The organism is Fibrella aquatica, from assembly GCF_041321135.1.
In the GTDB taxonomy this organism is placed as follows: domain Bacteria; phylum Bacteroidota; class Bacteroidia; order Cytophagales; family Spirosomataceae; genus Fibrella; species Fibrella aquatica.
Genome location: NZ_JBGGWF010000003.1, coordinates 36,435 through 61,576 on the forward strand (window position 1 = coordinate 36,435; position 25,142 = coordinate 61,576).

The following is a 25,142-nucleotide window of genomic DNA, read 5'->3' on the forward strand; positions in this document are numbered from 1 at the left end:
GTCGCATCTTTCGACGGGGAAAGTGTACAACACTCATTCACTACGTACCCAGTTCTATTTCTACTAAAAAACCAATGAACCGCCGACACTTCAATCAACTTTTAGGCCTGTCAGCCGCTGGCATTCTGTTGCCCAATGTATCCTCATTCGGTCGATCGGTCGATCCGAGTGTGCTCCTTGAAAGCGGCCTCGATGTGGCCGTTAAAAAACGCCTTGCCGATGCCGCGCTGAATGCTGCCAAATCGAAAGGAGCCTCGTATACCGATGTGCGTATTGGTCGCTATTTGCGGCAGTTTGTTGTTACGCGCGAAGACAAAGTGCAGAATATCGTCAATACCGAAAGCTACGGCGTAGGCGTCCGCGTTATCGCCGATGGCTGTTGGGGTTTCTCGGCGCTAGTCGATGCCCGTAACGAAACCGACGTAGCCCGCGCTGCCGAAGAGGCCGTTGCCATTGCCAAAGCCAATGCCCGCCTGATGAAAAAGCCGGTAGAACTGGCTCCTCAAAAAGGATACGGCGAGGTAGAGTGGAAGGCGCCGATCAAGAAAAATGCGTTCGAGGTGCCTATTCAGGAAAAAGTGGATCTGCTGTTGGGAGTAAACGCGGCGGCCATGAAAAATGGGGCCAACTACGTGAACTCGGTGCTGTTCATGGTGAACGAGCAGAAGTATTTTGCCTCGACCGATGGCACCTACGCCGATCAGGATGTGCACCGCATCTGGCCTATTTTCAACGTAACCTGCATCGACCCCAAATCAGGCAAATTCGAGACACGCGATGCCTTGAGTTCACCCATGGGAATGGGCTACGAATACCTGCAGGTTAACCCGTCGGACAAAGTAACGGGCATTACCACGCGCTACAACAAGGGCTACGATATGCTCGAAGATGTGACGGCGGCGGCGCAGCAGGCAAAGCAAAAACTATCGGCCAAGTCGGTAGAAGCGGGCAAATATGACCTTGTGCTCGATCCTTCTCACCTGTGGCTAACGATTCACGAATCGGTGGGTCATCCGCTTGAACTGGACCGCGTGTTGGGCTACGAAGCCAATTTTGCAGGTACGTCCTTCGCTACGCTCGACAAATGGCAGTCGAAAAACTTCCAGTACGGCAGCAAACAGGTTAATTTCTTCGCCGACAAGCAACAGCCCGGTTCACTGGGCGCGGTGGGTTACGATGACGAAGGCGTGGCTACTAAGAAGTGGGATCTGGTGAAGGATGGTGTGCTGGTGAATTACCAGGCCATTCGTGATCAGGCGGCGATTATTGGCGAAAAAGAATCGCACGGTTGCTGCTACGCCGACTCGTGGGGAACGGTGCAGTTTCAGCGGATGCCCAACGTATCGCTGGCTGCGGGCAAGACACCGTTGTCAGTAGAGGACATGATCAAAGACGTGAAGAAAGGCATCTACATCGTGGGCGACGGCTCATTCTCGATCGATCAGCAACGGTACAACTTCCAGTTTGGCGGTCAGCTGTATTACGAAATCAAAGACGGTCAGATTGCCGGGATGCTGAAAGATGTGGCCTACCAGTCGAACACGCAGGAATTCTGGAACTCATGCACGGCCATCTGCGACGAACGCGACTACCGCCTCGGCGGGTCTTTCTTCGACGGCAAAGGGCAGCCTTCGCAGGTCAGCGCCGTCTCGCACGGCAGCGCCACTACCCGCTTCAACGGCGTCAATGTGATCAATACAGCAAGGAAAATATAAGAAACGTCATTAGCTGCGCGTCATTGATTGTCATTAGGTAGTCATTCTTAGTAAATAATTAGGGGTGACTACCTAATGACAATCAATGACGCGCAGCTAATGACCACTTAATGACATTTATAAATGGCAACAATCTTAACTGAAGCGGAGGCTAAGGCCCTGCTGACCAAAGTGCTGAGCTACTCGAAAGCCGACGAGTGCGAAGTGAACCTGTCGGGCGAGAAGCGGGGAAACATCCGCTACGCCCGTAACGAAGTATCGACGAGTGGGGCCAAAGCCAACCAGAATCTGGTGGTGCAATCGTCGTTTGGCAAGAAAGTTGGTACGGCTTCGATCGATACCTTCGATGACGCCTCGCTCGAGAAGGTGGTTCGTCGGGCCGAAGAACTGGCTAAACTGGCCCCCGAAAATCCGGAGCATGTAGGTGTTTTGGGGCCGCAGACGTACCTGAAAAGCAGCGGTTTCTTTGCCAGTACTGCCAACCTGTCGCCCGATGCCCGGGCCGAGGCCGTGGCTAAAAGTTTGGAACTTACCCGCGCCGCCAAACTGACCGCCGCCGGATTCATGGAGGATTATCACGGGTATCAGGCCATGATGAACTCAAAAGGCCTGTTTGCCTACTATCCCGACACGAATGTCAATTTCTCGCTGACCGTGCGGACCGATGATGGTAAAGGGTCTGGGTACGTTATCCGGGGTTTCAGCGACGTGAATAAGCTCGACACGGCCGCCGCCACCCGCATTGCCATGCAGAAAGCCACAGCCTCGGCGTCGGCCAAAGCGCTGGAACCGGGCAAGTATACCGTTATTCTGGAACCTACTGCGGCTGCTGTTCTGCTGGAAAACGTTTTCTTCGCCATGGACGCCCGCTCAGCCGATGAAGGACGCAGTTTTCTGAGCAAGCCCGGTGGCAAGACCAAACTAGGTGAAAAAATCGTTGACCCGCGCGTTACCATCTATTCTGATCCGACCAACGCTGAACTTCCCGCTTCTCCCTGGGCAGGCGATGGGCAGGCGCAGCAAAAGCTGAACTGGATCGAGAAAGGCGTAGTGAAAAACATGGCCTATTCGCGGTTCTGGGCACAGAAGAAAGGGAAAGCGCCTGTGCCATTCCCGAATAACATAATCATGGCGGGTGGTACTGCTTCGCTCGAAGACATGATAAAGAGCACGCAACGCGGTATTCTGGTGACGAAGCTGTGGTACATTCGCCCGGTAGATCCGCAAACGCTGCTGCTCACCGGCCTCACCCGCGACGGGACATTTTACATCGAGAATGGTAAGATCAAGCATGCCGTGAAGAACTTCCGCTTCAACGAAAGTCCAATCATCATGCTGAATAATCTCGAGACACTGGGTAAGCCCGAGCGTGTTGTCAGCACCGAATCAGATTCAAACTACCTGATTCCACCGATGAAAATCCGCGAGTTCACCTTCAGCAGTTTATCCGACGCGGTGTAGAGGAAGATACGCGGAGATGTGTCGTGTCGCTTCGCGCTATAGGCCCTTCGACTCCGGCGGCGGACCGTTCCGCTCAGGGTGACGTCAATCATCTCTATGTTCAGGCTAACATCTGGATGTGTCTTGTCACCCTGAGCGGAACGGTCCGCCGCCGCGGTCGAAGGGCCTACAGCGCGAAGCATTTTTTGACTATTTGTGAGACACTCAGGTGTTATAACAAACTGTTAATTTAGTGCCATGATCACTAACCGCGTTGCTGATTTACTGGAAGCGCCTGATGCCCGACTAGTTATTGAGCGTGTTCTGGCTATTCTGGATGATGAGACACAACGTCGCCGTGCGTTTCGCGAATGGCTGACAGATGATGTAAAGGCTGAGTTTATCAACGGCGAGGTAATTATGCACTCGCCGGTACGTCGCCGCCATTTAGATGCGTCGAAGTTTCTTGAGAATCTACTTCAGAACTACGTTTTACTGAACGATCTGGGGGCTGTTGATTCTGAAAAGGCGCTGGTTAGTCTGACGCGGAATGACTATGAACCGGATATCTGCTTTTGGAATAAGGAAATAGCCAGCACGTTCGACGACGAAACAATGATGCACCCGGCACCCGACCTGATCGTTGAAATCTTGTCGAGAAGCACAACTAGTCGGGATCGGGGCATAAAATTCGAAGACTATGCGGCGCATGGCGTTCGTGAATATTGGATTATAGACCCGGTGCGTAAATCGCTGGAACAGTACCAACTCGATGAGGCTACGATGGCATTCGCTTCGGCGGCGACGCTGTTTGTGGGCGATACACTTGAGGCGCTGACGATCCCCGGATTTCGTATTCCGATAAAAGCCATTTTTGATCAGCAAGCTAACCTGGAAACGTTACAGCAACTGATGAAAACAGATCACCTGTAAGGATAAAGACTAGATCAGTATAGTGAAAAGGGCAAACTTCGGTTTGCCTTTTTTGTGCTACTGTTCTGATAAAACAGGCAAAACCGGTGCATTTGGCCGCTTTACGGCTCAAACTATAATCTGAGCCGTCTCAAATTAATGATGAGGCGAGCGGGGGAGGGGCACCGGCCACCTTTGACCCATCAATCAGCGCACCGATTGTTCAACGCCGAACACTGTGCCGCCGATGATCCGACCAATGGCTCGCTTACTCTACGTCGCTCTCCTTTTCTGCGCTGTACTGGCTTCCGCTACAGCCCAATCCATTACGGGTTCTGTTCAGAATGCCGGTAATACCCCCGCCTCATTTGCCGCCCTGAAATTGCTTCGCGCTGCTGACTCTGTCTTCGTAAAGGGTACGGTAGCCGATGAAGCGGGCCGTTTCACGTTTAGCAACGTACCTGAAGGAAGCTACCGGGTGCAGGCTTCGTTTGTGGGCATGGTCAACGCTAATAGCAAAACGGTGGTGGTTCAGGCCAACCAGACAACGTACCTGGAACCCATGACACTACAGGCATCGGCGCAAACGCTGAGTGCGGTGACGGTTCGGGCCAGTAAACCATACGTAGAGCAACAGGCCGATAAGACCGTGTTGAACGTGGCGGCCAACGCTACGGCGCAGGGCAAAACGGCTTATGAACTCCTGCAGCAGGCCCCCGGCGTAGTTATTGACCCAAACGACAACTTACGCATGGCGGGCAAGCAGGGCGTAAACGTGTTCATCGACGGAAAACCAACGAATCTGTCATCGGCTGATCTGGCCAATCTGCTTCAGGCTACGCCTGCCGCCAACATCGCCACGGTTGAACTGATCTCGAACCCCTCGGCGCGGTACGATGCGCAGGGCGGCGCGGGTATCATCAACATCAAATTCCGGCGCGATAAAAGTCTGGGCTTAAACGGAAACGCCTCGGCGGGTTATAGCCAAAGTGATCATTACCGGGCCAATGCCGCCGTTGATCTGAACTTCCGCGCCAAACAACTGAACCTCTACGGTAACCTGTCGGGCAGCGATAATTTTCAGAACACCAACGTAAGCATTAACCGGTATTTGAGTGGCGCGCGATTCATTCAGCGCGGGTTCGATTCAGACGGAACACAGGCGCTGATCTACAAAGCCGGAGCCGACTATACCATCGGGACGCGCCACACCCTTGGCCTGATTGTATCTGGAAACACGGCTAATAACCAGTTTGGTACCTACACCACGACCAACATCTTCGGTCAGCGCGCCACACCCGACTCGAGCCTGACCAACCGGGTCGACAGTCCGAGTCAGAATAACCGGATCAATACGGCGATCAATTATCAGTATACCGACACGCTGGGCCTGAATCTGTACGTAGATGCTGACTATACCCAATTTGGCAACAACGCGCCAAGCCGCATCAGCAGCGACTACACCAACGCCGCTGGTCAGCCCCTGTTCAGCCGCCAAAACCGATTCGACGCTACCACCGATATCACAATCCTGACTTTCAGGGCTGATTTGACGAAAGAGTGGAAAAACAACCGCCGGCCCGACGCGTCGGTAACACTGGAAACAGGATTCAAACATACCGACGTAGATACCGACAATGATCTGCTGGCCTTTACCGGTTTTGAAAACCCCGGAGTGCCGGCCCAACCCGACGTGAACCGGACCAACCGCTTCACCTACCGCGAAATCGTGACGGCGGCCTATGCCTCTCTGAATCGGAAAACGGGTAAACTGACGATGGAGGCTGGGCTTCGGGCCGAAAACTCGACGGTGCAGGGCCGGTCTACCGACTTGCTCAATCGCAGTATCGACCGACCCGACACAACGTACCTGAATCTGTTTCCTACGGCGTATGTGCAGTATCAGGTAGCGAAAAACGGACAGCTTTCGGTGAATTACGGTCGGCGCATTGGTCGGCCAAATTATCAGGACATGAACCCGTTTGTGTACCAGATCGATCCATACACGAGTCAGCGCGGTAATCCGTTTCTTCGGCCATCCTACACGCACAACGCCGAACTGAGCTACACCTACAAATGGGCGATGACGCTGAAAATAGCGTACAGTGCAACAAGCGATTTTTCGACCGACGTCATTCGGCAGGAAGGGCTGACGGGCTATCAGACCGTGGCCAATGTAGGTAAGGCCAATGTATTGAACGTGTCGCTGAATACGCCCCTGCCCATCACCAAATGGTGGAACGGCTATCTGTATGCCGGAGCAACCTGGAACCGGTATCAGGGCGAAATTACCCCTGGACAATCGTTTGACCAGCGCGCCTTTGCTTTCGAGGGCTACATGCAGCACTCGTTTACGCTCTCGAAAGTATGGGAAGCGCAGGTGTCGGGCTTCTGGAATGCACCGAATCGGCAAACGATCTACCAGATTGGCGGCCTGGGGGCACTGAATCTGAGTGTTCAGAAAAAAGTGATGCAGAGCCGTGGTCGGCTTACGCTTGGCGTCGATGATCTGCTAAATACGATGCGGTGGAAACAGTCGGGCGAATTTGGCGGAGGCGCTCAGTTCGACATCTACCGCAAGTGGGAAAGTCGCCGAGCCACGATCCGGTTCAGCTACCGATTTGGCAACAACGAGGTAAAAGGGGCCCGCGGGCGGAAAGACAACACCGGTGCCGAACGCATCAAAACGAAGGGTAATCTGTAATCGGGATTTACTTGATTGTTGATATCTGATTGACTATTAGAACGTTAAAATTGATTCTAACTATGAAAATGCTTCGATCACTTACCTGCCTTGGCCTGCTGCTGGCTACAGCCACCTTTGCCCAAACTACCGAAAAGGTGACGCTTAAACTGAAAAATAACGGGCTGCTTCCCCGCGAATTCAAATTTCTGGAACGCCATCCCGACACAAAAGAGCCCAACGTCTTTACGGCCTATATCCTGCCCGGTCAGTCGTATACGGTTAAGTTAAAAGTAGGTACGTCGCTGGCGCAGGTAAGCCAGAAAGAGATCAACGCCACCATGCAGGGACAGAACGTACCTGGCAAACCGCTGCTGGTGGTGAAGTCAGACAATGACGGAAAGACCATCCAGTTGATCGATAAATAGTAGCCGATACACGGGTCTGTAAAGCTCAGGTTATAATCTGAGCCGTCTCATATTCTTTTTGAGGCGAACCGAAGGCCACCAATCTATCACCTTTGATCCAGTCAAACGCACAAACACAATCACCGTGAAATTATTCATTGCTTTCGCATTCACCACCTGCCTCGTAGCGGGTACCACCAATACCACGATTGCCCAAACGCCTAACGTACCCACGTTGGCAACTGCCGCAACTGTAGTGAGCAACGTCGCCACCGACCGTGTTACGTTTATGCTGAAAAACACGCTCGGCTATCACCGTATGTTCCGGGTCGAAGGGCCGGGTATTGCGTATGGCTTTACTATGAACAAGCGCGAAACCGTTCCCTGCAACTGGCCGGTTGGGTCGAAACTTTATTTTAGCAACGATGGCGAAACCACCAAAGGACTGATTCTGACCGTATCGGCCGCCGACGCTGGAACAACCCTGACAACGGGTAATGAGACAACCGACAAAACGCGGGATGACAAACCAGCCTTAGAGGCAACCGTAGATAAGATCACGTTTGTGTTACACAGCACAAGCCTGATTCCCCGGAAAGTGACGCTGATTAGTTATGAACCTGGTGCAACGGGTAATGGCACAACTGGCTTTATGATCGGCCCCAAAGGCAACAAGCGGTTCTCGTTTCCCGCTGGCACCAAACTCTACATTGCCAACAGCGATCAGGTCGACGTGGTGATGAGCGGCAAACGTATCGACGCAGGTAAGCCGTTTATGGTCGTGAAGAGAGAGGATAGTGGAAAGGTGATTGATTTGCAGTAATTATGCCGACAGTACATTCTCATTCATTCATACACGATACATCCTATCATGCGACTTTTTCACGTGATTGCCTTTTTATTGATTATACAGGTCCTTTCGGCCCAAAAACGATTCACCGCCCAGCAACTTCAGTCTGATTTTATTATCCTCGAAAAAGCCTATAAATCTCTGCATCCAGGCCTCTATAAATACGCGGATTCAGCCACCGTTAACCGCTATTTTGCCGACTGCCGAAATACGCTGAGCAACGATCAGACACTGCCGGCCACGTACCTGGCCATCATGAAACTGACTGCTCAGCTACAATGCGGCCATTCGTACCCCAACTTCTACAATCAGGAAGGTGATGTGAAGGCGATGTTCGAGCAGAAAAACTGTCTGCCATTTCAGTTCAGGTTAGTGGATAACCGGCTGATCGTGACCCGAAGTGCGGCTGACAACGTACCCGTCGGCTCCGACATTCGTACGATCAATGGCGTGCCCGTTAAAACCATCATTCAGACAATGTTGCCGCTGGTTCGGGCTGATGGGAACAACGACGGAAAACGACTGAAACTGCTGGAAATCAGTGGCCAGCGATACGAGTATTTCGACGTACTTCTCCCGTTGCTATTCCCCGGCAACGTACCTGACTTTACGCTGACCATGACTAATCCGGGCAGTAAGAAGAACGTTACCACTCGGGTCGATGCGCTGAAACACACAGACCGGGATGCACTGATTACCGCCAAATACACACTGCCAAAACGGGTGCCGGGGCGTTTCAATTGGCTCGATACTGAAACCGCCGTTTTGCAGATCAATACGTTTGCCAATTGGGACAACACATTTGATTTCAGCACATTCTACGACGCGGCGGTTAAGGACTTTAACCAGAAAAACGGGCAGAACCTCATCATCGATATTCGCCAGAACGAAGGCGGCGATTCCAAAATGGGGCATCAACTCATTCGGCACCTGATCACAAGCCCCATCGAGATCAACGAGCAGCAGGACTGTTGGGCTTATGTCAGCATCGACTCAACCCTAAGTCCGTATATTGATAATCAGTGGGCTTACTCGTATCGGTACCGTAACACCGCCGATTTCGATCGGTTACCGAGTGGGCAATATCGGGCAAAAAAGGGGAGTGGTGCCCGCCGGATAGAGCCGCATCCGAATCACCTCACGGGCCGGGTTTTTCTGCTGACGAGTGCTACCAACAGTTCGGCAGCCTGGCAATTTGTCACGGCGATGAAGGAACACAAACTGGCAACGTTGGTGGGGCAGACAACGGGTGGCAACCAGAAAGGAATCACGGCGGGAGCGTTATTTTTTATGAAGTTGCCTAATACCGGCATTGAGGTAGACGTGCCGTTGATTGGTATGAATTATGCCGAAGCGGCCAAACGACCCAACGCCGGTTTAGCCCCCGATGTGTACGTTAGGCCAACGGTAGACGCCCTGATGCAGGGAACGGACCAGGAAATTGATCAGGTAAAAACGCTGATAGCCCGCAAAAAATAAGTCTAATACGCTAACCGTAACTGTCTGGTAAATCTCCCTGGATATTCATTATGACGTTCTATTTTTCGGTGTATTCAACGCCGCTGCTGTTTGGCTTCATACAGGGTTGGCTATATGCTATTCTGCTGTTGGTCAGGGGGTACCGCGAAGAGCGGCTATCGGATAAACTATTGGCGGGGGTACTTGTGGCCCTGTGCTTCGAGATTTGGGTGTATATGCTCGGCTTTGGCGGCATCGAGATCCTGTGGCGGCAAATGGAGTTTTTTCCCCGCGATTTGGGCTATCTGCTGGGGCCGCTGATTTATTTCTACCTGAAGAGTCAGTTCGATTCTACCTTTCGATTTCGGCTCCGTGATGGCTGGCATGCGTTGCCGTTTGTTATTCACTGGGTGTATCATGTCACAGTGTTTGCCCAGGGGGCGGCTTTTGTACAGCAGTGGGAAACCAACGTACATAACCCGCTTCAGATTGGTAACATCGAATTTATCGTGCTACTCGCACAGCAATACCTCTATCTGTACCTGTCTTTTCAACTGTACCGGGGCTATCGACAATGGATCAAGCACCAATTTTCGGAAACCGATACCATCAGCTTTCGCTGGTATCGTAATTTCCTGATAGCCCTGGTTGTTACCGCCTCATTTAGCCTGATCGTCACGCTCGTTGATATATGGCTCGATCTTTCTTTCTGGCAGGATTGGTGGGGAAATTTGGCCGGCGTCGTGCTGATTTATTACGTGGGCATCGAAGGCTATGCGCAGGCACAGTTGTCTAAGAAATTGACATTCAGGCCTGAAAAGGTGGCGAATGAACTGGTTGACAACGTACCCCGAGTGGATGCTCCTGCACTAGCCCCACTAGTTGTTGAATCGGGGAACGTACCTGATCGTGAACAGATAGCTGAAGTGGGCCGAACAGATGAAGCGGTCAAACCAACGCTCACACTGACCGATTTGCCCGAACGGATATCGGCGTTGTTAGCCTACATGGCAGATGAGAAACCGTATCTCGAACCCGACTTAGCCCTTCCCGATCTGGCCCGCCGGATGCACACCAACCCCGTCATACTTTCGCAGGTGATCAACGTAGGGGCGGGCAAGAACTTTAACGATTTTGTGAATGCATATCGCGTCGATGAGTTCAAGCGGCAAGTACGTGACCCAGCCAATGCGCACCTGAGTTTTCTGGGCCTCGCACTCGATTGTGGTTTCAACTCAAAAGCCACGTTCAACCGCGCCTTCAAGAAGTTTACGGGTACGTCGCCCAAAGAGTATACCGAGGCATAGGCTAAAAACGAAGAAAGCCCGTCGGCATGATGCTGACGGGCTTTCTGTGATAGTTATGGGTAAAACCATGAAAGGGGGCTAAAAGTTTCAGCCTTTGAACATAGTCTGATAATTTTTCGGAAAATTTTCGATGCTGCATCAAGTCGGCCAAACAGCTGCTTTGTTTTGGTCACCGGTCTAAAAAAAGGGGGGGAGCTTGAAAGCGCATTTACGCGATTGGTTGACCAAACCAAGCAGCAACTTCAATGAGTAAATAGTGCTCTCTGATGCGGCTAAGACAAAACGAAAAAAGCCCGTCGGCGTGATGCTGACGGGCTTTCTGTGATAGTTATGGGTAAAACCACAGCAGAAGGCAAAAGGTTTCACGGCTTGAAAATAGTCCGATAATTTTTCGAAATAGTTTTCTATTTCTGCGCTTTCACCCAGGCTTGCTTCTGGCAGTTGGGGCAGGTAATGTCCTGATCGGGTTGCATGGGTTGCGTATGACCACATTCCGTACAGGCATAGTTGGCGGCCGTCAGGATGTGTTTTGTGTAGTCGGCAAGGGCTTTAGGTAAAATGGGTAAGCCCGGTTTAATCTGATCGTCGGGTTGCTTGTACAGGCTTAGCTGACCGTTGGGCTCCAAGATGGCAATCCGAACTTCCCCCAATTGCTCGATACCTGCCTGCCGAAGATCAACAAAAAGCTCGTCTTTACCCAGGTCTTCATCGTTGAAATTATGGGTCAGAATACGTCCATCTTCGATGACATAGACAGGTACGCCTTCCAGTTTATTGCGAACAAGTTTGTTACGATCGCTGAGGCGGGTGATGAACTTGTAACAAATCATGACCACTACGAAGACGGTAATCGCCGCTGCAAGAGGTACGTCATCGTAAAACATGGGGTCGCCCGCAGCCGAGCCGAGGCCAATCAGCAAGACCAGTTCGTAGACAGACAATTGGCGTACCTCCCGTTTGCCCGAAACAGTCAGCGCCGTGAGAATAACCACAAACATGACTACGGTACGCAGAGCCACTTCGCCCAGGTACGTTGGCGGGTAATCGTGCAGCCACATTCGTTGCCAATCGAAGGGCGAGACAGGTTCTTTCATGAAAAACGTTGAGCTAGTTCCCCGATCAGATTAGCCGAGCCGGGACATAAACAAAAAAGCCTGTCGGCGTATGCTGACAGGCTTTATGCGATAGTTAAGGGTAAAACGATGTTAGTACCCGAAAAGTTGCACTATTTGAAAATAGTCTGATAATTTTTCAGAAAACTTTCGTTTAGCAAAATGATTCCGGCACTAACTTGTTCCTGGTGGTTGCTTATGCGGTAATAAATCCCTCAACATCCGGTAATTGCTTTAGTGATAAGTACTTGTTCAGACTTGCCCGGTTCGTATTTTTCCGGCCAATTCTGTTTTTATGACCCACTCGCTACCCGTTGGCAGCCGTTTCAGACAGTCTTTCTCTGTGTTCGGTCTGCTGTTTCTGTTTTTTGTCTCTGGCTTCGCGGCCCTGTTGTATCAAATTATCTGGCAACGGCTACTGGTGTTCTACACTGGTTCAGACACGGTTAGCGTCAGCCTGATTGTAACCGCTTTCATGACCGGGCTCGGTATTGGTTATCTGGCGGGCGGACGGTTGGCCGATCGGTCATCGGCATTGGCCAACCTGCGTTATTTTGTAGGGGCCGAACTGGGCATTATGTTGTTTGCCCTCTGCAGTAAGTACATTCTCTACGACCTGCTCTACGCTTCGGTACCGTCGCTGGGCAACGTACCTCTGCTACTTTACGCGGTCATTTTTGGCGTGCTGGTGGTGCCTACTTTTCTGATGGGTATGTCGCTACCGGTGTTGTCGCGGGCATTCCGGTTTGGCGACATGGGCGAACAGGCCCGGTACATCAGCCTGCTTTACTTCGTGAATACGCTGGGTGCGGCCTTCGGAGCACTGGTGACGGGCTTTGTGCTGGTTCGACAAATGGGCTACGACCATGCTCTTTGGGTGGGCGCTGCCTGTAACGGGCTTTGTGTAGTGTCGGCCTTACTGCTGGCGCGTTGGCAAACACATTCCGTTGCCGATACTGTGCAAACGGAGGAAGTTGCCGCCAGTCCGTTGTCATTTACGCCCGCATTAACCGCCTGGTCGGTACAATATGCGTTGTCGGGTTTCGCGGCGCTATCGCTTGAACTGATCTGGTTTCGCATTCTGGAAACGCTCATCAAATCGGTGTCGGTTACGTTTGCCGTGTTACTGGCCATTTACCTGGGGTCTATGGCTATTGGAACAGCCGTTGGCACGTACCTGTGCAGACCGGCGGCTGGCCGAACACAGGCCTGGCGCGAGCGGGCTTTTCTGATAGCGCAGGTGGTACTCTACGGATATACGGCGGTATCGATGGCGTTGTTTATTAGCTTCATCAATCGGGTGCCCGCCCTGAATTTTCTGTGGGATTATTTTGGCAGCTACGAGCCGACGATTGGCTGGCAGATCAGCCTCTACATCTACGGCGCTGTTCCATTGTTTTTGTTGTTCGTGCCTACGTTTCTGATGGGCCTCAGCTTTTCTCTGTCGCAATCGCTTATTCAAACGGCTTATAGCGAGGTGGGGCGCAAAGTGGGCTGGTTACAGTTTATCAACATTGTGGGATCGGCGTTGGGGGCCTGGGCTACCACCTGGATCGGCTTCCCCACGCTGGGAACGGCTGTTTTGCTTAAAGGCATTGCCGTGTTCAGCCTAATTTACCTGACGCTATTGTTCATGCGGCGATACTGGGCGCTTATGCCCACGCTACTAGCCGCCGGTGTGGTGGGGGGCGCGTTGGCATTTATTCCGACCAACGACCGGTTCTGGCAAGTTATTAATGGTGTGCCATCAGCGAGTCAGTTTCTGTTTCACGAAAATGAATCGGCGGTATCGGTCATTAAGCTCAGCCCAGATCTGAAAACGGGTAGGGTGTTTGTGAATGGGTTGGGACAGAGTGAGATGCCATTTAACCACGACGAAGTGCATACCCTGTTGGGGGCCTTGCCCGTCATGATTCATCCCAACCCCCGGCAGGTAGCTGTAATCGGGCTGGGCTCGGCCGGTACCGTAAACGGCATGGCCGGACGGGCTGAAACCAAGCGAATCGATTGCTTCGAGATTGCCAGTAATCAGGGGCTGGTGCTGGCCGATTATGCCGCCAAAACGGGTGACACAGCCATTAGTGCCGTATTGAACGATCCACGGTTACGACTCATTTTTCGGGATGGTCGCTATGCCATTCGCAATCAGGTGACGCGCTACGATGTGATTGAGGCGGATGCCCTGCGCCCGTCGTCGGCCTTTTCCGGGAACATCTATTCGAGAGAATATTTCGAGCTGATCCGGTCGCGGTTAGCTACAAATGGACTGGCCGTGACCTGGTGCCCAACCGTTCGGGTACTGAATACCTTTCGACTGGTTTTTCCATACGTGGCCTACTGCGATAAGCTGGTTTTAATTGGTAGTAACCAGCCGATTATGCTCGATTGGACAAGTATCGACAAGCGTGCGGCGAGTGTCTTTAGTCAGCGACACTACCGGCGGTCGGGCATCGATATTCAGGCTATACTGGCGCACTACAAACCAAACCTGGCCCTGCTATCTGCCCTAAAGACAACGCCTCAGGAAATCAACACCGATCTGTTTCCCAAAGATGAGTACACCGTGCGGGGAAAAGATAAGTTAGCCTTTGATTAACTGTATTTTATCGCGAATCGTCGGTTTAAATGCCCAATCGATACCTTTTTGTGTATATTGGCTGAGTGAAACCCTTCATCTTCACCCGCATCCAATATACCTCCGGCGACTGGGATACCGACCAGCGGATGCCCGCCAACATCTTGCACTCGCTCATTGAGTACACGACCATTCCGGTTGATGAAAAAGAGCGCGTGGTACAACTCAATAGCAATGACCTGTTTCGAAGCCCGTTTTGCTACCTCAGTGGGCATAAACTAGTCGAGTTTTCGGCCGCCGAGCGCGACCACTTCAAGCGCTACGTCCAGAACGGTGGCTTCGTCTTCGTCGACGACTGTAACCACGACATCGACGGGCTGTTTGCCAAGTCATTTGAGCAGGAAATGGCCCGTACGTTTGGGCCGAAAGCATTGCAGAAGATTCCAAACAATCACCCCCTATACAAAGCGTTTTTCTGGTTCCCCGATGGTCCACCCACTACCTCATTTGAGTTGAATGGCTGGGGCGACGACCTGGTGCACGACTACCTGAAAGCCATCATGGTCAACGGCCGTATTGGGGTGCTGTACAGTAATAAAGACTACGGTTGCGAATGGGATTACGATTTCCGCAACAAACGCTTTCTGGCCGAAGACAACACCAAGTTCGGGGTCAATATTGTGGTTCACGCGCTGACGGGCGCTTAAAAAGGAGGAAAGGGAAGAAAGGGAGGAAGGAGGAAAGGGAGCTTCGCTCAATTAAGTATGTCTGTTGATTGAGCGAAGCTCCCTTTCCTCCTTCCTCCCTTTCTTCCTTCCTCCCTCATCTATGAATACAACACACTACAAATCACTGGTTGCCAGGCTGCCCCTGCTGAAGGCGGAGATTGGTAAAGTCATCATCGGTCAGGAAGAGGCCATCGACGAGGTATTGATCACCCTGCTGGCTGGTGGGCACTGCCTGTTGGAAGGTGTGCCGGGTTTGGCCAAAACGCTGCTGGTCAGTACCCTGGCCAAGACGCTGAGCATGTCGTTTAAGCGGATTCAGTTCACGCCCGATCTGATGCCCGGCGACATTGTGGGCACCGAAGTGCTGGAAGAAGACCATAACACGGGCAAGAAGTTCTTCCAATTCAACAAAGGTCCCATCTTCGCTAACGTAGTACTGGCCGATGAGATCAACCGAACACCGCCTAAAACGCAGGCGGCCCTGCTGGAAGCCATGCAGGAGTATAAAGTCACCTATGCCGGGGCCGATTATCCGCTGCCGAAACCGTTCCTGATCATTGCCACCCAAAACCCGATCGAGCAGGCCGGAACGTACCCACTTCCCGAGGCCCAACTCGACCGCTTTCTGCTCTACATCCGCCTGGGTTACCCGTCGGAACAGGAAGAGCTGGCTGTACTCCGCGCCACTACCGGCACCGAACGCCCTACGCTCTCGACAATCCTGAGCGACGCCGACGTAGCCGACCTGCAAACGCTGACCCGGCAAGTATTTATCTCCGACGAACTGCTCGCCTACGTCAACAAGATCGTCCGTTCGTCGCGCCCGGCCGACAGCCCGGTGCCGTTCGTCAAACAATGGTGCGACTGGGGGGCTGGACCCCGCGCCGGACAGGCCCTGATTCTCTGCGCCAAAGCCCGCGCGGTGCTGAACGAACGCTTTTCGGTCATTCCCGAAGACATCGAGACGCTGGCTTATCCCGTTCTCCGCCACCGCATCGCCCTTAACTTCCGCGCTGATTCAGAAGGAGTTACTACCGATAACGTGATTGGTGAGATTGTGAAGCAGATGAAGGGGTGAGGGGTGAAGGGCGATTGGTGAGTAGTGCATTTCTAGTGATCCCGACGTCTTTTTTGTCATCCTGACAGCACCGGCGGACCGGTCGGGATGACAAAAAAGACGTCGGGATGCCTTCAACTGGCCGGGCGACCCAAAAATAGTGGCGTTGCGACTGACCTATCAGGCCTATCACCTATTAACGGAAGATTACCCACTTACCCGCCCCAATACGAGCCCTAACCCCGGCGATGCTGACTTTCCGTATCGGTACCACGGTCAGGTACGTAGCTGGGTTGGCCTCGGCCGGTTCGTGCTCGGCCTACCCGGTCAGGTACGTATCGACAGCCCCGACGAGTTCAGGGATTATTTGACTGGAAGATTGAAAGACTATGAATTATGAAGAGTCGAAACTCGGCCTGTGACAATCTGTTGGCGTGTTACGAAGCAGGGACAACTTTCACTGTCAGCTTTTTAAGTAGCGCAACGAGTGGCGCATTTTTAACCGTAGCGGCTTCGTCAGCAGTAGCGTACCGACCCGTTTTTTTCGGGCTAGGCTTTTCTTTAATACTAGTATTTGGCGTCATGGCTACTATGCGATTACTGAACAATGTTAACACTTTTCAACGAAATCAGAAAGCCTTCATAGGCCTTGTTAGGGGTAAATGGCTCAACAGCTTCCTGAGTAAGTCCCCAAATATTGAAACGGCTCGTAGCCTCCTCTAGTTCGCGGGCAATTGCTATGCGATATAGACGGGTGCGCGCCATACTGCTACCTGAAAAAGCGATAATTGCCTCTGGGTTTTGGTCAAGGAACGTATTCATGCATTGCAGAACAGTAGCCAGAATCGTTTCCATGTCCCCGTTGTCGTTGATTGTCATATCATCTAACGAACCGTCTGGAAGCAGGTTTGCCAACGTAAGCGAATAGATGCCAGGCAACTCTGTCATAGTGAAGATGACTACTTTAGGAATACTCTGCTTACCAACACTGATAAACTCGTATCGAAGTGCTTCGACTGATGAGGTGAATTGATAAAAAGGGTGGGTCATAAACGAATCGCAATGAGTGGCGGGTGTATGCTTCCGGTTAGGTTATAGAAGACGAATCAAGGAATCATTAGTAACCAAAATCATTTGTGACAGCCCGTGTCACTTTTCAAGAATTACTTTGCTGACAAGAAAATAAGAAGAGGTATGATAAAATCCTTTTACGAAGCCGCTCCGAGAGGCTAATCCGATCGAAGAAGACAACACCTTCGTGATACTACGTACCTGTATTTGACGTACTCGATACTAGCCTAAGGATACGGAAAGGCTTGTTTGGCCCGTTTAAAAAGTGGGTGTATAGGTGATTTTCGTGACCTTTGCCTGTATTTATGGATTAAGGTATATAGATCATATGGGTAATGATGGAGATATGACATTCTCCTTGTTGGTTGGCTTAAAAAATAATCTGGCTTATTCGCAGTACTTCTATAGTCAGACGCGCTCGCTGTATCCAACCATCGAGATTGTCTTTGTTAGTTTCAACAGTACCGACGGAACACACCAATGGCTTGCCTCCCTTCACGACAGCCACGTTAGGTATTATGTCGAAGACCGGGAGCGCACCTTGTCTGACACCTATAACAAGTGTATCGAACTGGCCACCTCCGACTATGTCATCTTTGCCCATAATGACATGGTGCTGGCACCTGGTTTTATAGAGGAACTAACAGCGGTACAAACGCCACAACGGGTGATTTTTTACACTACCGTTGAGCCCCCTATCTTCAAAGATGATCCAAGACCGGGGAAAATTGTTCAAGATTTTGGGAGTGATGTCGACACCTTTCAGCTGTCGGCCTTTTTTCAGTTTGCCGCCGCCGAATGTCAGCGCAATAACCGGTCGGGGCAAACGGCAATCGCTACCGACAAAGGCGTTTTCTTTCTGTCTGCATCACGGAGTTTGCTGCACGAGCTGGGAGGATTAGACCCCTTGTTTAACCCCATGTTCTGCGAAGATGATGATTTGCTCTTGCGGCTTGGCCTGAAAGGGGTAGCGATGTACGTGGCGCCCAATGCGTTGTGCTACCATTTCGTGAGCAAAACATCCCGGTTTTCAGACGAATACGCAAACCGAACCGCACAAATCGAGCATCAATCGCGGCGAAATTTCGTGCGTAAGTGGGGTTTTGCCAACAACGCGACTATCCGGCATACCTATGATATTGGCCTGATTTTAACGAACGGTGATGTAGATACGTTGCGCGAACTGGAACCCTGGGTGTCGACCGTCTATACCGATATGGATGCCAGGTCGTATGTTAAGCAGGAGCAACCGCATACCCGTATCGACCTGTCTGAAAAAATAAAACCATTGACCACAAAGCCAACCAATGGCATTCTGGTTGCGCTGAATGCCGGTAAAGCCAACTCAGAACAGCGTCAACAGATTGCGTTTCTGTCGGCGATAATCCATCACCGGATCAACAAACGGCAGTCGTTCTGGAAACGACAATGGCGACGTCTGTTCCCGGTAGTTACGTGGCAGGGATACCGCATCCGGATCATTGACCCAACCACCTTTGAGACGAAACTGATCCACAAGAAGCTGACCTATGTTTGACTCGTTATTTCCCCGGCGAATTCGATTATCATATGGAATTACTGTCTGCAACGAAGTCGCGGAGTTGGAGCGGCTGCTTCTTTTTTTACTACTCCACAAAGATCCGTACGACCAGATTGTGGTCTTGCAAGACAGTACCCGGCCCCACGAATGGGTTACCGATGTACTGAATCGGTATCGACATAAAATTGAATACAGATCGGCAGCGCTGAACGGTGATTTTGCTACGTTCAAAAATAACCTGCTGCACATGGCGTCGGGCGATTACCTCTTCCAACTCGATGCCGACGAAATGCCGACTGAAACGTTACTGGGTTCGCTGAAAGAGATACTGCGAAAAAACGCACAAGCCGATTGCCTGGCTGTACCCCGGATCAACCTGGTCAGGGGGCTAACGCCGGCGTGGATAGCCGCGTGGCAATGGCAGGTAGACGAGCGGGGTAGGATTAATTATCCTGATTATCAGGTACGTGTCTTTAAGTTAAATCAACAGATACGCTGGAAAAACAAAGTTCACGAAGAATTGGAAGGGTATCAACACTGTCATTTTATACCCGCCGACACCGATGATCTGTGTTTGCTACACCTAAAGGAAATTGACCGGCAGAAAGAGCAGAATGACTTTTACCGAACACTGGAATGAACCAGATTCAGGCCGGTTTGAAAAACGGAAAGCCGACCATTATTGACCAACTCTAACGTATGAAAAAAATTGCTTTTGTTGTGCAACGCTACGGCGTAGAGGTCAACGGAGGGGCCGAGTACTACTGTCGGCTCATGGCCGAACGGCTGTCTGCCACCTACGAGGTTGACGTACTAACCAGTTGTGCACTGGAATACATTACCTGGGCCAACTGGTATGAGCCCGAAACTGTAGTGATCAATGGCGTTCGGGTGCATCGGTTTGCCACCAAACACGAACGGCTGGTCAAAGAAGCGTCGCGGGCTGAACACAAACTCAAAAAATGGTCGCGGCCGGAAGAATGGAAGGGATTGGGGCGGCTCAGGATGTGGGCTCGGGCACTGGTTGGTAAAAGTGTTCGACGATACAGCCAATTATGGGCCCGGTATCAGGGGCCTTACACACCTGACCTCATCGATTACCTGAAACAAAACCACCAGCAGTATGATGCCCTGATCTTCATCACGTACCTGTACTTTCCCACTATAGCGGGCCTGAACGTAGCGCCTCACAAGTCGATTTTCATCCCGACGGCCCACGATGAGGTGCCGATTTATCTGCCTGTTTTTCCGCCGCTCTTTCAGAAACCCCGCGCCATTCTGTTTCTAACCCCGGCCGAACGAACCTTTGTTCACCAGCTTTTCCGGAATGAATCGATCCGTAATGATGTGGTGGGAGTGGGAATCGAACGGGCCAACGTCTTGTCTGACCAATCGGCCGGTGAGCTATTGGCGGCCAGCGTTTCAGGTACGTTACGCGCAGGTACAGCCGAATCGGTAGCCGGGCAGGAAGTTAACTACCTTGTGTATATCGGACGGATCGATACGGCGAAGGGCTGCGACACGATGTTCGATTTTTTCATTCGCTATAAAGCCGCCCATCCGTCATCGCTGAAACTGGTGCTGATCGGGCAGGCATTCATGCCCATTCCGGAACATCCCGATCTGCTTCCGGTTGGATTTGTAGACGAACCGGTAAAAGCGACGCTGCTCAAAGGGGCGAAAGCACTCGTTATGCCATCGCCCTACGAAAGTCTGTCGATGGTGACGCTGGAAAGTTTCGCGATGGGTATTCCCGTCATTGCCACCGATGAATGTGCCGTTTTGCACGACCATATCGTCGGTAGTCAGGCAGGACTCCTGTTTCGAAGCTACGAGGATTTTGAGACAGCCGTTGAGCAGCTTCTGACACAGGATTCGTCGGAAATGGCTGCCAGGGGGCGCGCCTACGTTGACCAGTATTATACCTGGGAAACCGTGTTGGCCAAATTCGACGCGGCCGTCAGGTACGTTGCCGGGTGAGTTGGCTAATGAAAAACCTCCTGCATGTTATTCAGTCGTTTGTAAACGCTGTTGTCGCGGTTTAACAGCTCGTAGTGATTGCCCCGTTCCACAATCTCGCCGCCTTCCATGATCAGAATTTCGTCGGCTTCCTTGATGGTACTTAGCCGGTGGGCAATCACAAGCGTGGTACGGCCTTCCATGAGGTTGTTGAGTGCCTCCTGAACCGACTTTTCTGACTCGACGTCCAACGCTGACGTGGCTTCGTCGAGGATCAGAATCGAGGGTTGCTTGAATACGGCACGGGCAATACTCAGCCGCTGCCGTTGCCCGCCACTCAGCCGTACGCCCCGATCGCCAATGTTGGTGTTGTACCCGTCTTCGGTTTCTATGATGAATGAGTGGGCATTGGCCACTTTGGCGGCCGCAATAACATCTTCCAGACGGGCATTGGGCTGACCCAGCGCAATGTTGTTGAAGATGGTGTCATTGAACAAAATGATCTCCTGCGTAACGAAGCTCATCTGCCGACGCAGCGATTCCATGGTATAGTCGCTGACGTCGATACCATCAATGGTGACGCGGCCCTGCGTGGGTTCATAAAAGCGGGGAATCAAATCGGCAATGGTTGATTTACCAACGCCCGACGGACCAACGAGCGCAATTTTCCGCCCTTTCTCCATCTCGAAGCTGACATGTCTAAGCACGGGTTTGTCGCCGTACTGGAAGCTAACGTTCTCAAAAACAACGCGCTGCTGAAACTGTTTCAGCTCAATGGCATCCGGCTTGTCTTCAATGTCGACTGGTTTGTCGAGCAGTTCCAGAATACGCTCACCGGCCGCTTGTCCCTGCTGGATATTGGTCATAGCGACCACAATCGCTTTGGCGGGCCGAATCACCTGCGAGAAGATGGCGATGAACGCAATGAATGAACTGGCCTGTAAGTTGCTTTCGCTGTTGAGTACCAGGCTACCTCCGTAGACCAGAATACAGGCCACCACGAAAACCCCCGATGCCTCGGAAAAAGCAGGAGCCAACTCCCGCCGTTTGAATCCTTCCAGACTCGCCTTACGGTGAAAATCATTTTCGAGGCTAAATCGGTGAAGCACAAAGGGCGTAGCGTTGAAAGAGCGAATGATCCGCATACCCATCAGCGTTTCGTCCATCAGCGTGAGCATGCGCCCCATAGACGACTGAACGTCTTTGGCCTCCTTTTTCAGTCGCTTGGTAACGGCCGCAATGCCAACCGCCGACACGGGAATAATGACCAGCGTAAACAGCATCAGCTTAGACGAAATCAGGAAGAGCGCCACAAAATAGCCGATCAGCATATAAGGCTCTTTGAAGATAACTTCAATTGAACTGGCCGCTACGCTTTCAATGGCATACACATCGCCGTTGAGCCGGGAGAGCAGATCACCTTTATGTTCTTTGGTAAAATAACCCAGGTGTAGGTTGTTGATCTTGGCAAAGAGCGCCTCCCGCAGCCGTTTCACCAGTAGCGTGCGAGCGCCCAACAGACACTGCTGAGCCAGAAACCGGAACAGGTTGGTCATCACCACCGCTACCACGATCATGCCTGCCAGAAAATACAGGGCGTGAACAGGGTTGGTCGTTTTGAAGTGGTAAATCAGGTGGTAGAAGATATCCTTGAAGTAAGTCCCGGATAGTGTCAACTCCGGCATCGATGCATACTTGGCCGTATCGGCGGTGTTGATCGGGTCGAACAGGAAATTGAGCAGCGGAATGATCAACGCGAACTGAAAGACGTTGAAAAACACGCTGACAAGGGTAAACAGAAAGAAGGGGATAATAAATTTTCCATAAGGCTTGGCAAACGCCATTAGCCGTTTATATACGTTCATTCGTTGAGTATCATGTGAATAAGTCCATCTGTTCACGTCTGAGCCAGATGGGTAACCTGCATTCTCACTGGTGGTCTACCCGAGCATAGACCGGTAAACGTTCATGTATTTTCGGGCTGCTTCTTCCCAGTTGAACGTCGCACTGTAGGCTTTCATTGCTTCCTTGATCCGGTTACCGGCCTGGTTGTAGTGCGACATACCGGCCTGAAAATCGGTATCCATGTTGTTGAAATCCTGAAAGTAAAAGGCCAGGTCTTTACCGATCTCTGTCATCGCCGTATGTTTCGACAAGAATACGGGTTTACCCACCGACATGGCTTCGGTAATGGGTAGGCCAAACCCCTCGGCCATCGACGGCATCACAAAGGCCTGGCAGTTGTGGTAATACCAGGATTTTTCGCCTTCCGTCACTTCATTGATCAGGTGAGTCCGCTGGTCTACGTTCAGCTCAAGTGCCTGCTGCCGAATGTAATTGGCGTATGATTTGTCTTCGTGCCGACCCGCCAGAATCAACTCCATACGGGGGTTACTTTGCAGGAGGGGCAAGATCTGGTGCTGATTCTTTTTGGGCGCAATCACCCCGATGTTGAACAGAAAAGGCACCTCCGGACGGTACGAATTCTCTTTTAGGGTAGGTTTCGTCAATCCATTCGTGCCGTTATAAATCACGTGAACGGGCCGGCTGCCAACCTTACAGTAGGTGAGCACATCGTTGCGGGTGAACTCAGAGATGCAAACAATCGCGTCGCTACGGTCGATGTTCTTTTGTAGATGAGTCAGGTACTTGGCTTTTTTGCAGTCCGATTTGTTCTCGTACAGGAAATTCAGGTCGTGGATGGTCAACAACACCTTGATTTTCCTGTTTCGACGGGGTAAATAGTTGGAGTTCTGATACGTGCTATGCCATAACTGATACTTGCTCAAAGAGGGCATGAAGAACTTCTGCAACGATTGCTGAGGCAACACAGGTACCGACGGCCCAAAGATAGCTGGCAAGTGGCTGGGCAGATAAACCGACAGATTCTCCTGTTTACTCTGCTGCGCAAGGGCGCTTCCCAAATTGAGGCAGAAGTAGTACAGACCCGTATTGGCGTACTTCATCCGCTCGCAGTCGAAGATGATTTGGTTCATGATTAAAATAACGTTGATACATGGACAAGCGTAATTGAAAAGATGGAAACGAGTGTAGCGAAAAAATAAATGGGCGCCTCCCGGAGTTCAATAAGTATAGTTTGTCTCTGGAGATGAGTCTAGAAAGCGGTATAAAGGTTGGAAGAGGCCGCCGTTAATTTATTTTTCTAAAATAGAATACAGGTTAGTGCCTGATATTGTTGCGTTTATTGCCAGTAAATCTGGATTTGTAGTCGACAAATCTGCTATCTCAACGTATGTCTCGTATTATATTGGATTGCAACCTGATGAAGTATCCACATTCCGGGTTGTATCATTATTGCCAGCAACTCGGCGATCATGTCAATCGGTTACTGGAGGCCGAATCCCAGCCATCGATGCAGATGTATCTGCCACGCCAACCCAAACTATCCCTGTCTGTAGAGCCGTATCACGTAGTAGAAAAACGTTGGCATAAACTAGTGCGGCCGTTCCTGAACGATTGCCAGGTGTGGCATGCTCCCTTTCAATCGGGGCGTATTCTGCCAGAAAAGAAACGCTATCCCGGCATTAAAGTTGTGTTAACCGTTCATGATTTGAACGTACTGCACGAAGGCAAACCAGCGGCCGAACAGGCAAAAAGCCTAGCGCATACCCAATCGCTGATTGATCGGAGCGATGCGGTTGTCTGTATTTCCGAATCGACCAGAAACGATGTACTGGCTCATTGCGCTGTTGGCACTACGCCGATCCACGTCATCTATAATGGCCTGAACAAGGCACCGGAACAGGTAACCAACCTGAGTACTTACAGGCCTGCCCGCCCGTTTTTACTCGGTATCGGCTACCTGAACAAGAAAAAGAATTTTCATGTCCTGCTGCCGCTCCTTCAGTCAAACCCCGATCTGGAGTTGGTGCTTGTGGGGCATCAAGATGATCGGACGTATGTTGAGCAGATGCGGCAGGCAGCACAGAGCATGGGGGTAAGTGAGCGCTTTCACATGCCGGGAACCGTGTCGGAATCAGATAAAGCGTGGTATCTGACCCATTGCAAGGCGTTCCTGCATCCCTCGCTGGCCGAAGGTTTCGGGCTGACCGTTCTTGAAGCCATGCAGTTTGGGAAGCCCGTTTTTTTATCAACGGCAACCTCGCTGCCCGAGATTGGGGGAGACGCCGCTTTTTACTTTCCGAGTTTCGAAGCTGAGCATATGCAACAGGTGTACCAGCAGGGGATGACCATATATGCGCAAACCTCCAGAGCCGAAGCCATCAAGCAGCACGCTGCCCGCTTCACCTGGGAAGAAAGTGCCAGACAGTACGTCGCCGTTTACAAATCACTGATGAGCTAGTAGT

21 protein-coding genes are annotated in these 25,142 nt (G+C 51.5%); 16 read left to right on the plus strand and 5 right to left on the minus strand.

What is annotated here, in order from left to right; all coding sequences use genetic code 11:
• The first annotated feature begins 74 nt into the window (after positions 1 to 74).
• The 8 genes from ACAW87_RS08065 to ACAW87_RS08100 all read left to right on the plus strand — a co-directional run bounded on the left by ACAW87_RS08065 (position 75) and on the right by ACAW87_RS08100 (position 10,772).
• Positions 75 to 1,715 carry a TldD/PmbA family protein gene (locus ACAW87_RS08065; RefSeq protein WP_370722862.1) on the plus strand — a complete coding sequence of 547 codons (1,641 nt, stop codon included), beginning with the start codon at positions 75 to 77 and terminating at the stop codon, positions 1,713 to 1,715.
• Between the two features lie 123 nt (positions 1,716 to 1,838).
• Positions 1,839 to 3,176 carry a TldD/PmbA family protein gene (locus ACAW87_RS08070; RefSeq protein WP_370722863.1) on the plus strand — a complete coding sequence of 446 codons (1,338 nt, stop codon included), beginning with the start codon at positions 1,839 to 1,841 and terminating at the stop codon, positions 3,174 to 3,176.
• A gap of 237 nt (positions 3,177 to 3,413) precedes the next feature.
• Positions 3,414 to 4,088 (plus strand): Uma2 family endonuclease, encoded by a 675-nt coding sequence (locus ACAW87_RS08075; protein WP_370722864.1) that lies wholly within the window; start codon positions 3,414 to 3,416, stop codon positions 4,086 to 4,088.
• A gap of 238 nt (positions 4,089 to 4,326) precedes the next feature.
• Positions 4,327 to 6,771, plus strand: coding sequence for a TonB-dependent receptor domain-containing protein (locus tag ACAW87_RS08080; protein WP_370722865.1), 2,445 nt, complete (start codon positions 4,327 to 4,329; stop codon positions 6,769 to 6,771).
• A 68-nt stretch (positions 6,772 to 6,839) separates the two neighbouring features.
• Positions 6,840 to 7,178: a hypothetical protein gene (locus tag ACAW87_RS08085; protein ID WP_370722866.1), complete on the plus strand. Its 339-nt coding sequence runs from the start codon at positions 6,840 to 6,842 to the stop codon at positions 7,176 to 7,178.
• 124 nt (positions 7,179 to 7,302) lie between these two features.
• Positions 7,303 to 7,980: a hypothetical protein gene (locus tag ACAW87_RS08090; protein ID WP_370722867.1), complete on the plus strand. Its 678-nt coding sequence runs from the start codon at positions 7,303 to 7,305 to the stop codon at positions 7,978 to 7,980.
• Positions 7,981 to 8,028: 48 nt separating this feature from the next.
• Entirely contained in the window at positions 8,029 to 9,486 is a 1,458-nt protein-coding gene (locus tag ACAW87_RS08095) for a S41 family peptidase (RefSeq protein ID WP_370722868.1), read from the plus strand.
• Positions 9,487 to 9,536: 50 nt separating this feature from the next.
• A complete protein-coding gene (locus ACAW87_RS08100) occupies positions 9,537 to 10,772 on the plus strand; it encodes a helix-turn-helix domain-containing protein (protein WP_370722869.1) in 1,236 nt (411 codons plus the stop codon).
• Between the two features lie 404 nt (positions 10,773 to 11,176).
• Here ACAW87_RS08100 and ACAW87_RS08105 read toward each other — a convergent pair whose 3' ends face one another.
• Positions 11,177 to 11,866: a YetF domain-containing protein gene (locus tag ACAW87_RS08105; protein ID WP_370722870.1), complete on the minus strand. Its 690-nt coding sequence runs from the start codon at positions 11,864 to 11,866 to the stop codon at positions 11,177 to 11,179.
• A gap of 313 nt (positions 11,867 to 12,179) precedes the next feature.
• Here ACAW87_RS08105 and ACAW87_RS08110 point away from each other — a divergent pair, with 313 nt between their 5' ends.
• The 4 genes from ACAW87_RS08110 to ACAW87_RS08125 all read left to right on the plus strand — a co-directional run bounded on the left by ACAW87_RS08110 (position 12,180) and on the right by ACAW87_RS08125 (position 16,644).
• Complete coding sequence (locus ACAW87_RS08110; RefSeq protein ID WP_370722871.1) at positions 12,180 to 14,480, plus strand: fused MFS/spermidine synthase; 2,301 nt, start codon at positions 12,180 to 12,182, stop codon at positions 14,478 to 14,480.
• A gap of 65 nt (positions 14,481 to 14,545) precedes the next feature.
• The gene (locus tag ACAW87_RS08115) at positions 14,546 to 15,166 is read left to right on the plus strand and encodes a DUF4159 domain-containing protein (protein ID WP_370722872.1); all 621 of its coding nucleotides are present in this window, start codon (positions 14,546 to 14,548) and stop codon (positions 15,164 to 15,166) included.
• 121 nt (positions 15,167 to 15,287) lie between these two features.
• Complete coding sequence (locus ACAW87_RS08120; protein WP_370722873.1) at positions 15,288 to 16,265, plus strand: AAA family ATPase; 978 nt, start codon at positions 15,288 to 15,290, stop codon at positions 16,263 to 16,265.
• Positions 16,266 to 16,404: 139 nt separating this feature from the next.
• A complete protein-coding gene (locus ACAW87_RS08125) occupies positions 16,405 to 16,644 on the plus strand; it encodes a hypothetical protein (protein ID WP_370722874.1) in 240 nt (79 codons plus the stop codon).
• 37 nt (positions 16,645 to 16,681) lie between these two features.
• Here the strand turns inward: ACAW87_RS08125 and ACAW87_RS08130 are convergent, their stop codons facing one another.
• Both ACAW87_RS08130 and ACAW87_RS08135 read right to left on the minus strand, forming a co-directional pair.
• The gene (locus ACAW87_RS08130; RefSeq protein ID WP_370722875.1) at positions 16,682 to 16,828 is read right to left on the minus strand and encodes a hypothetical protein; all 147 of its coding nucleotides are present in this window, start codon (positions 16,826 to 16,828) and stop codon (positions 16,682 to 16,684) included.
• Between the two features lie 13 nt (positions 16,829 to 16,841).
• On the minus strand, positions 16,842 to 17,294 hold the full coding sequence (locus ACAW87_RS08135; RefSeq protein ID WP_370722876.1) for a DUF6934 family protein: 453 nt from the start codon (positions 17,292 to 17,294) through the stop codon (positions 16,842 to 16,844).
• Positions 17,295 to 17,661: 367 nt separating this feature from the next.
• Here ACAW87_RS08135 and ACAW87_RS08140 point away from each other — a divergent pair, with 367 nt between their 5' ends.
• Genes ACAW87_RS08140 through ACAW87_RS08150 form a run of 3 tightly spaced genes read left to right on the plus strand, consistent with a single transcriptional unit; the run spans position 17,662 to position 20,835 of the window.
• Positions 17,662 to 18,852, plus strand: a complete 1,191-nt coding sequence (locus tag ACAW87_RS08140) for a glycosyltransferase family 2 protein (protein ID WP_370722877.1) — start codon at positions 17,662 to 17,664, stop codon at positions 18,850 to 18,852.
• A complete protein-coding gene (locus tag ACAW87_RS08145; protein WP_370722878.1) occupies positions 18,845 to 19,495 on the plus strand; it encodes a glycosyltransferase in 651 nt (216 codons plus the stop codon). The genes ACAW87_RS08140 and ACAW87_RS08145 overlap by 8 nt, the downstream gene beginning before the upstream one ends.
• 59 nt (positions 19,496 to 19,554) lie before the next feature.
• Positions 19,555 to 20,835: a glycosyltransferase family 4 protein gene (locus ACAW87_RS08150; protein ID WP_370722879.1), complete on the plus strand. Its 1,281-nt coding sequence runs from the start codon at positions 19,555 to 19,557 to the stop codon at positions 20,833 to 20,835.
• A 5-nt stretch (positions 20,836 to 20,840) separates the two neighbouring features.
• Here ACAW87_RS08150 and ACAW87_RS08155 read toward each other — a convergent pair whose 3' ends face one another.
• The gene (locus ACAW87_RS08155) at positions 20,841 to 22,679 is read right to left on the minus strand and encodes an ABC transporter ATP-binding protein (RefSeq protein ID WP_370722880.1); all 1,839 of its coding nucleotides are present in this window, start codon (positions 22,677 to 22,679) and stop codon (positions 20,841 to 20,843) included.
• Positions 22,680 to 22,754: 75 nt separating this feature from the next.
• The gene (locus tag ACAW87_RS08160; protein WP_370722881.1) at positions 22,755 to 23,810 is read right to left on the minus strand and encodes a glycosyltransferase family 4 protein; all 1,056 of its coding nucleotides are present in this window, start codon (positions 23,808 to 23,810) and stop codon (positions 22,755 to 22,757) included.
• Positions 23,811 to 24,067: 257 nt separating this feature from the next.
• On the opposite strand from ACAW87_RS08160, the gene ACAW87_RS08165 reads away from it, so the two are divergent.
• Positions 24,068 to 25,138 (plus strand): glycosyltransferase family 4 protein, encoded by a 1,071-nt coding sequence (locus tag ACAW87_RS08165; protein ID WP_370722882.1) that lies wholly within the window; start codon positions 24,068 to 24,070, stop codon positions 25,136 to 25,138.
• Positions 25,139 to 25,142: the final 4 nt, after the last annotated feature.

What these genes read in the sequence shown, in the direction of transcription:
- ACAW87_RS08065 (WP_370722862.1), top strand. Translation starts at nt 75, where the DNA reads ATGAACCGCCGACACTTCAATCAACTTTTAGGCCTGTCAGCCGCTGGC.
- ACAW87_RS08070 (WP_370722863.1), top strand. Translation starts at nt 1,839, where the DNA reads ATGGCAACAATCTTAACTGAAGCGGAGGCTAAGGCCCTGCTGACCAAA.
- ACAW87_RS08075 (WP_370722864.1), top strand. Translation starts at nt 3,414, where the DNA reads ATGATCACTAACCGCGTTGCTGATTTACTGGAAGCGCCTGATGCCCGA.
- ACAW87_RS08080 (WP_370722865.1), top strand. Translation starts at nt 4,327, where the DNA reads ATGGCTCGCTTACTCTACGTCGCTCTCCTTTTCTGCGCTGTACTGGCT.
- ACAW87_RS08085 (WP_370722866.1), top strand. Translation starts at nt 6,840, where the DNA reads ATGCTTCGATCACTTACCTGCCTTGGCCTGCTGCTGGCTACAGCCACC.
- ACAW87_RS08095 (WP_370722868.1), top strand. Translation starts at nt 8,029, where the DNA reads ATGCGACTTTTTCACGTGATTGCCTTTTTATTGATTATACAGGTCCTT.
- ACAW87_RS08100 (WP_370722869.1), top strand. Translation starts at nt 9,537, where the DNA reads ATGACGTTCTATTTTTCGGTGTATTCAACGCCGCTGCTGTTTGGCTTC.
- ACAW87_RS08105 (WP_370722870.1), bottom strand. Translation starts at nt 11,866, where the DNA reads ATGAAAGAACCTGTCTCGCCCTTCGATTGGCAACGAATGTGGCTGCAC.
- ACAW87_RS08110 (WP_370722871.1), top strand. Translation starts at nt 12,180, where the DNA reads ATGACCCACTCGCTACCCGTTGGCAGCCGTTTCAGACAGTCTTTCTCT.
- ACAW87_RS08120 (WP_370722873.1), top strand. Translation starts at nt 15,288, where the DNA reads ATGAATACAACACACTACAAATCACTGGTTGCCAGGCTGCCCCTGCTG.
- ACAW87_RS08130 (WP_370722875.1), bottom strand. Translation starts at nt 16,828, where the DNA reads ATGACGCCAAATACTAGTATTAAAGAAAAGCCTAGCCCGAAAAAAACG.
- ACAW87_RS08135 (WP_370722876.1), bottom strand. Translation starts at nt 17,294, where the DNA reads ATGACCCACCCTTTTTATCAATTCACCTCATCAGTCGAAGCACTTCGA.
- ACAW87_RS08140 (WP_370722877.1), top strand. Translation starts at nt 17,662, where the DNA reads ATGACATTCTCCTTGTTGGTTGGCTTAAAAAATAATCTGGCTTATTCG.
- ACAW87_RS08145 (WP_370722878.1), top strand. Translation starts at nt 18,845, where the DNA reads ATGTTTGACTCGTTATTTCCCCGGCGAATTCGATTATCATATGGAATT.
- ACAW87_RS08150 (WP_370722879.1), top strand. Translation starts at nt 19,555, where the DNA reads ATGAAAAAAATTGCTTTTGTTGTGCAACGCTACGGCGTAGAGGTCAAC.
- ACAW87_RS08155 (WP_370722880.1), bottom strand. Translation starts at nt 22,679, where the DNA reads ATGAACGTATATAAACGGCTAATGGCGTTTGCCAAGCCTTATGGAAAA.
- ACAW87_RS08160 (WP_370722881.1), bottom strand. Translation starts at nt 23,810, where the DNA reads ATGAACCAAATCATCTTCGACTGCGAGCGGATGAAGTACGCCAATACG.
- ACAW87_RS08165 (WP_370722882.1), top strand. Translation starts at nt 24,068, where the DNA reads ATGTCTCGTATTATATTGGATTGCAACCTGATGAAGTATCCACATTCC.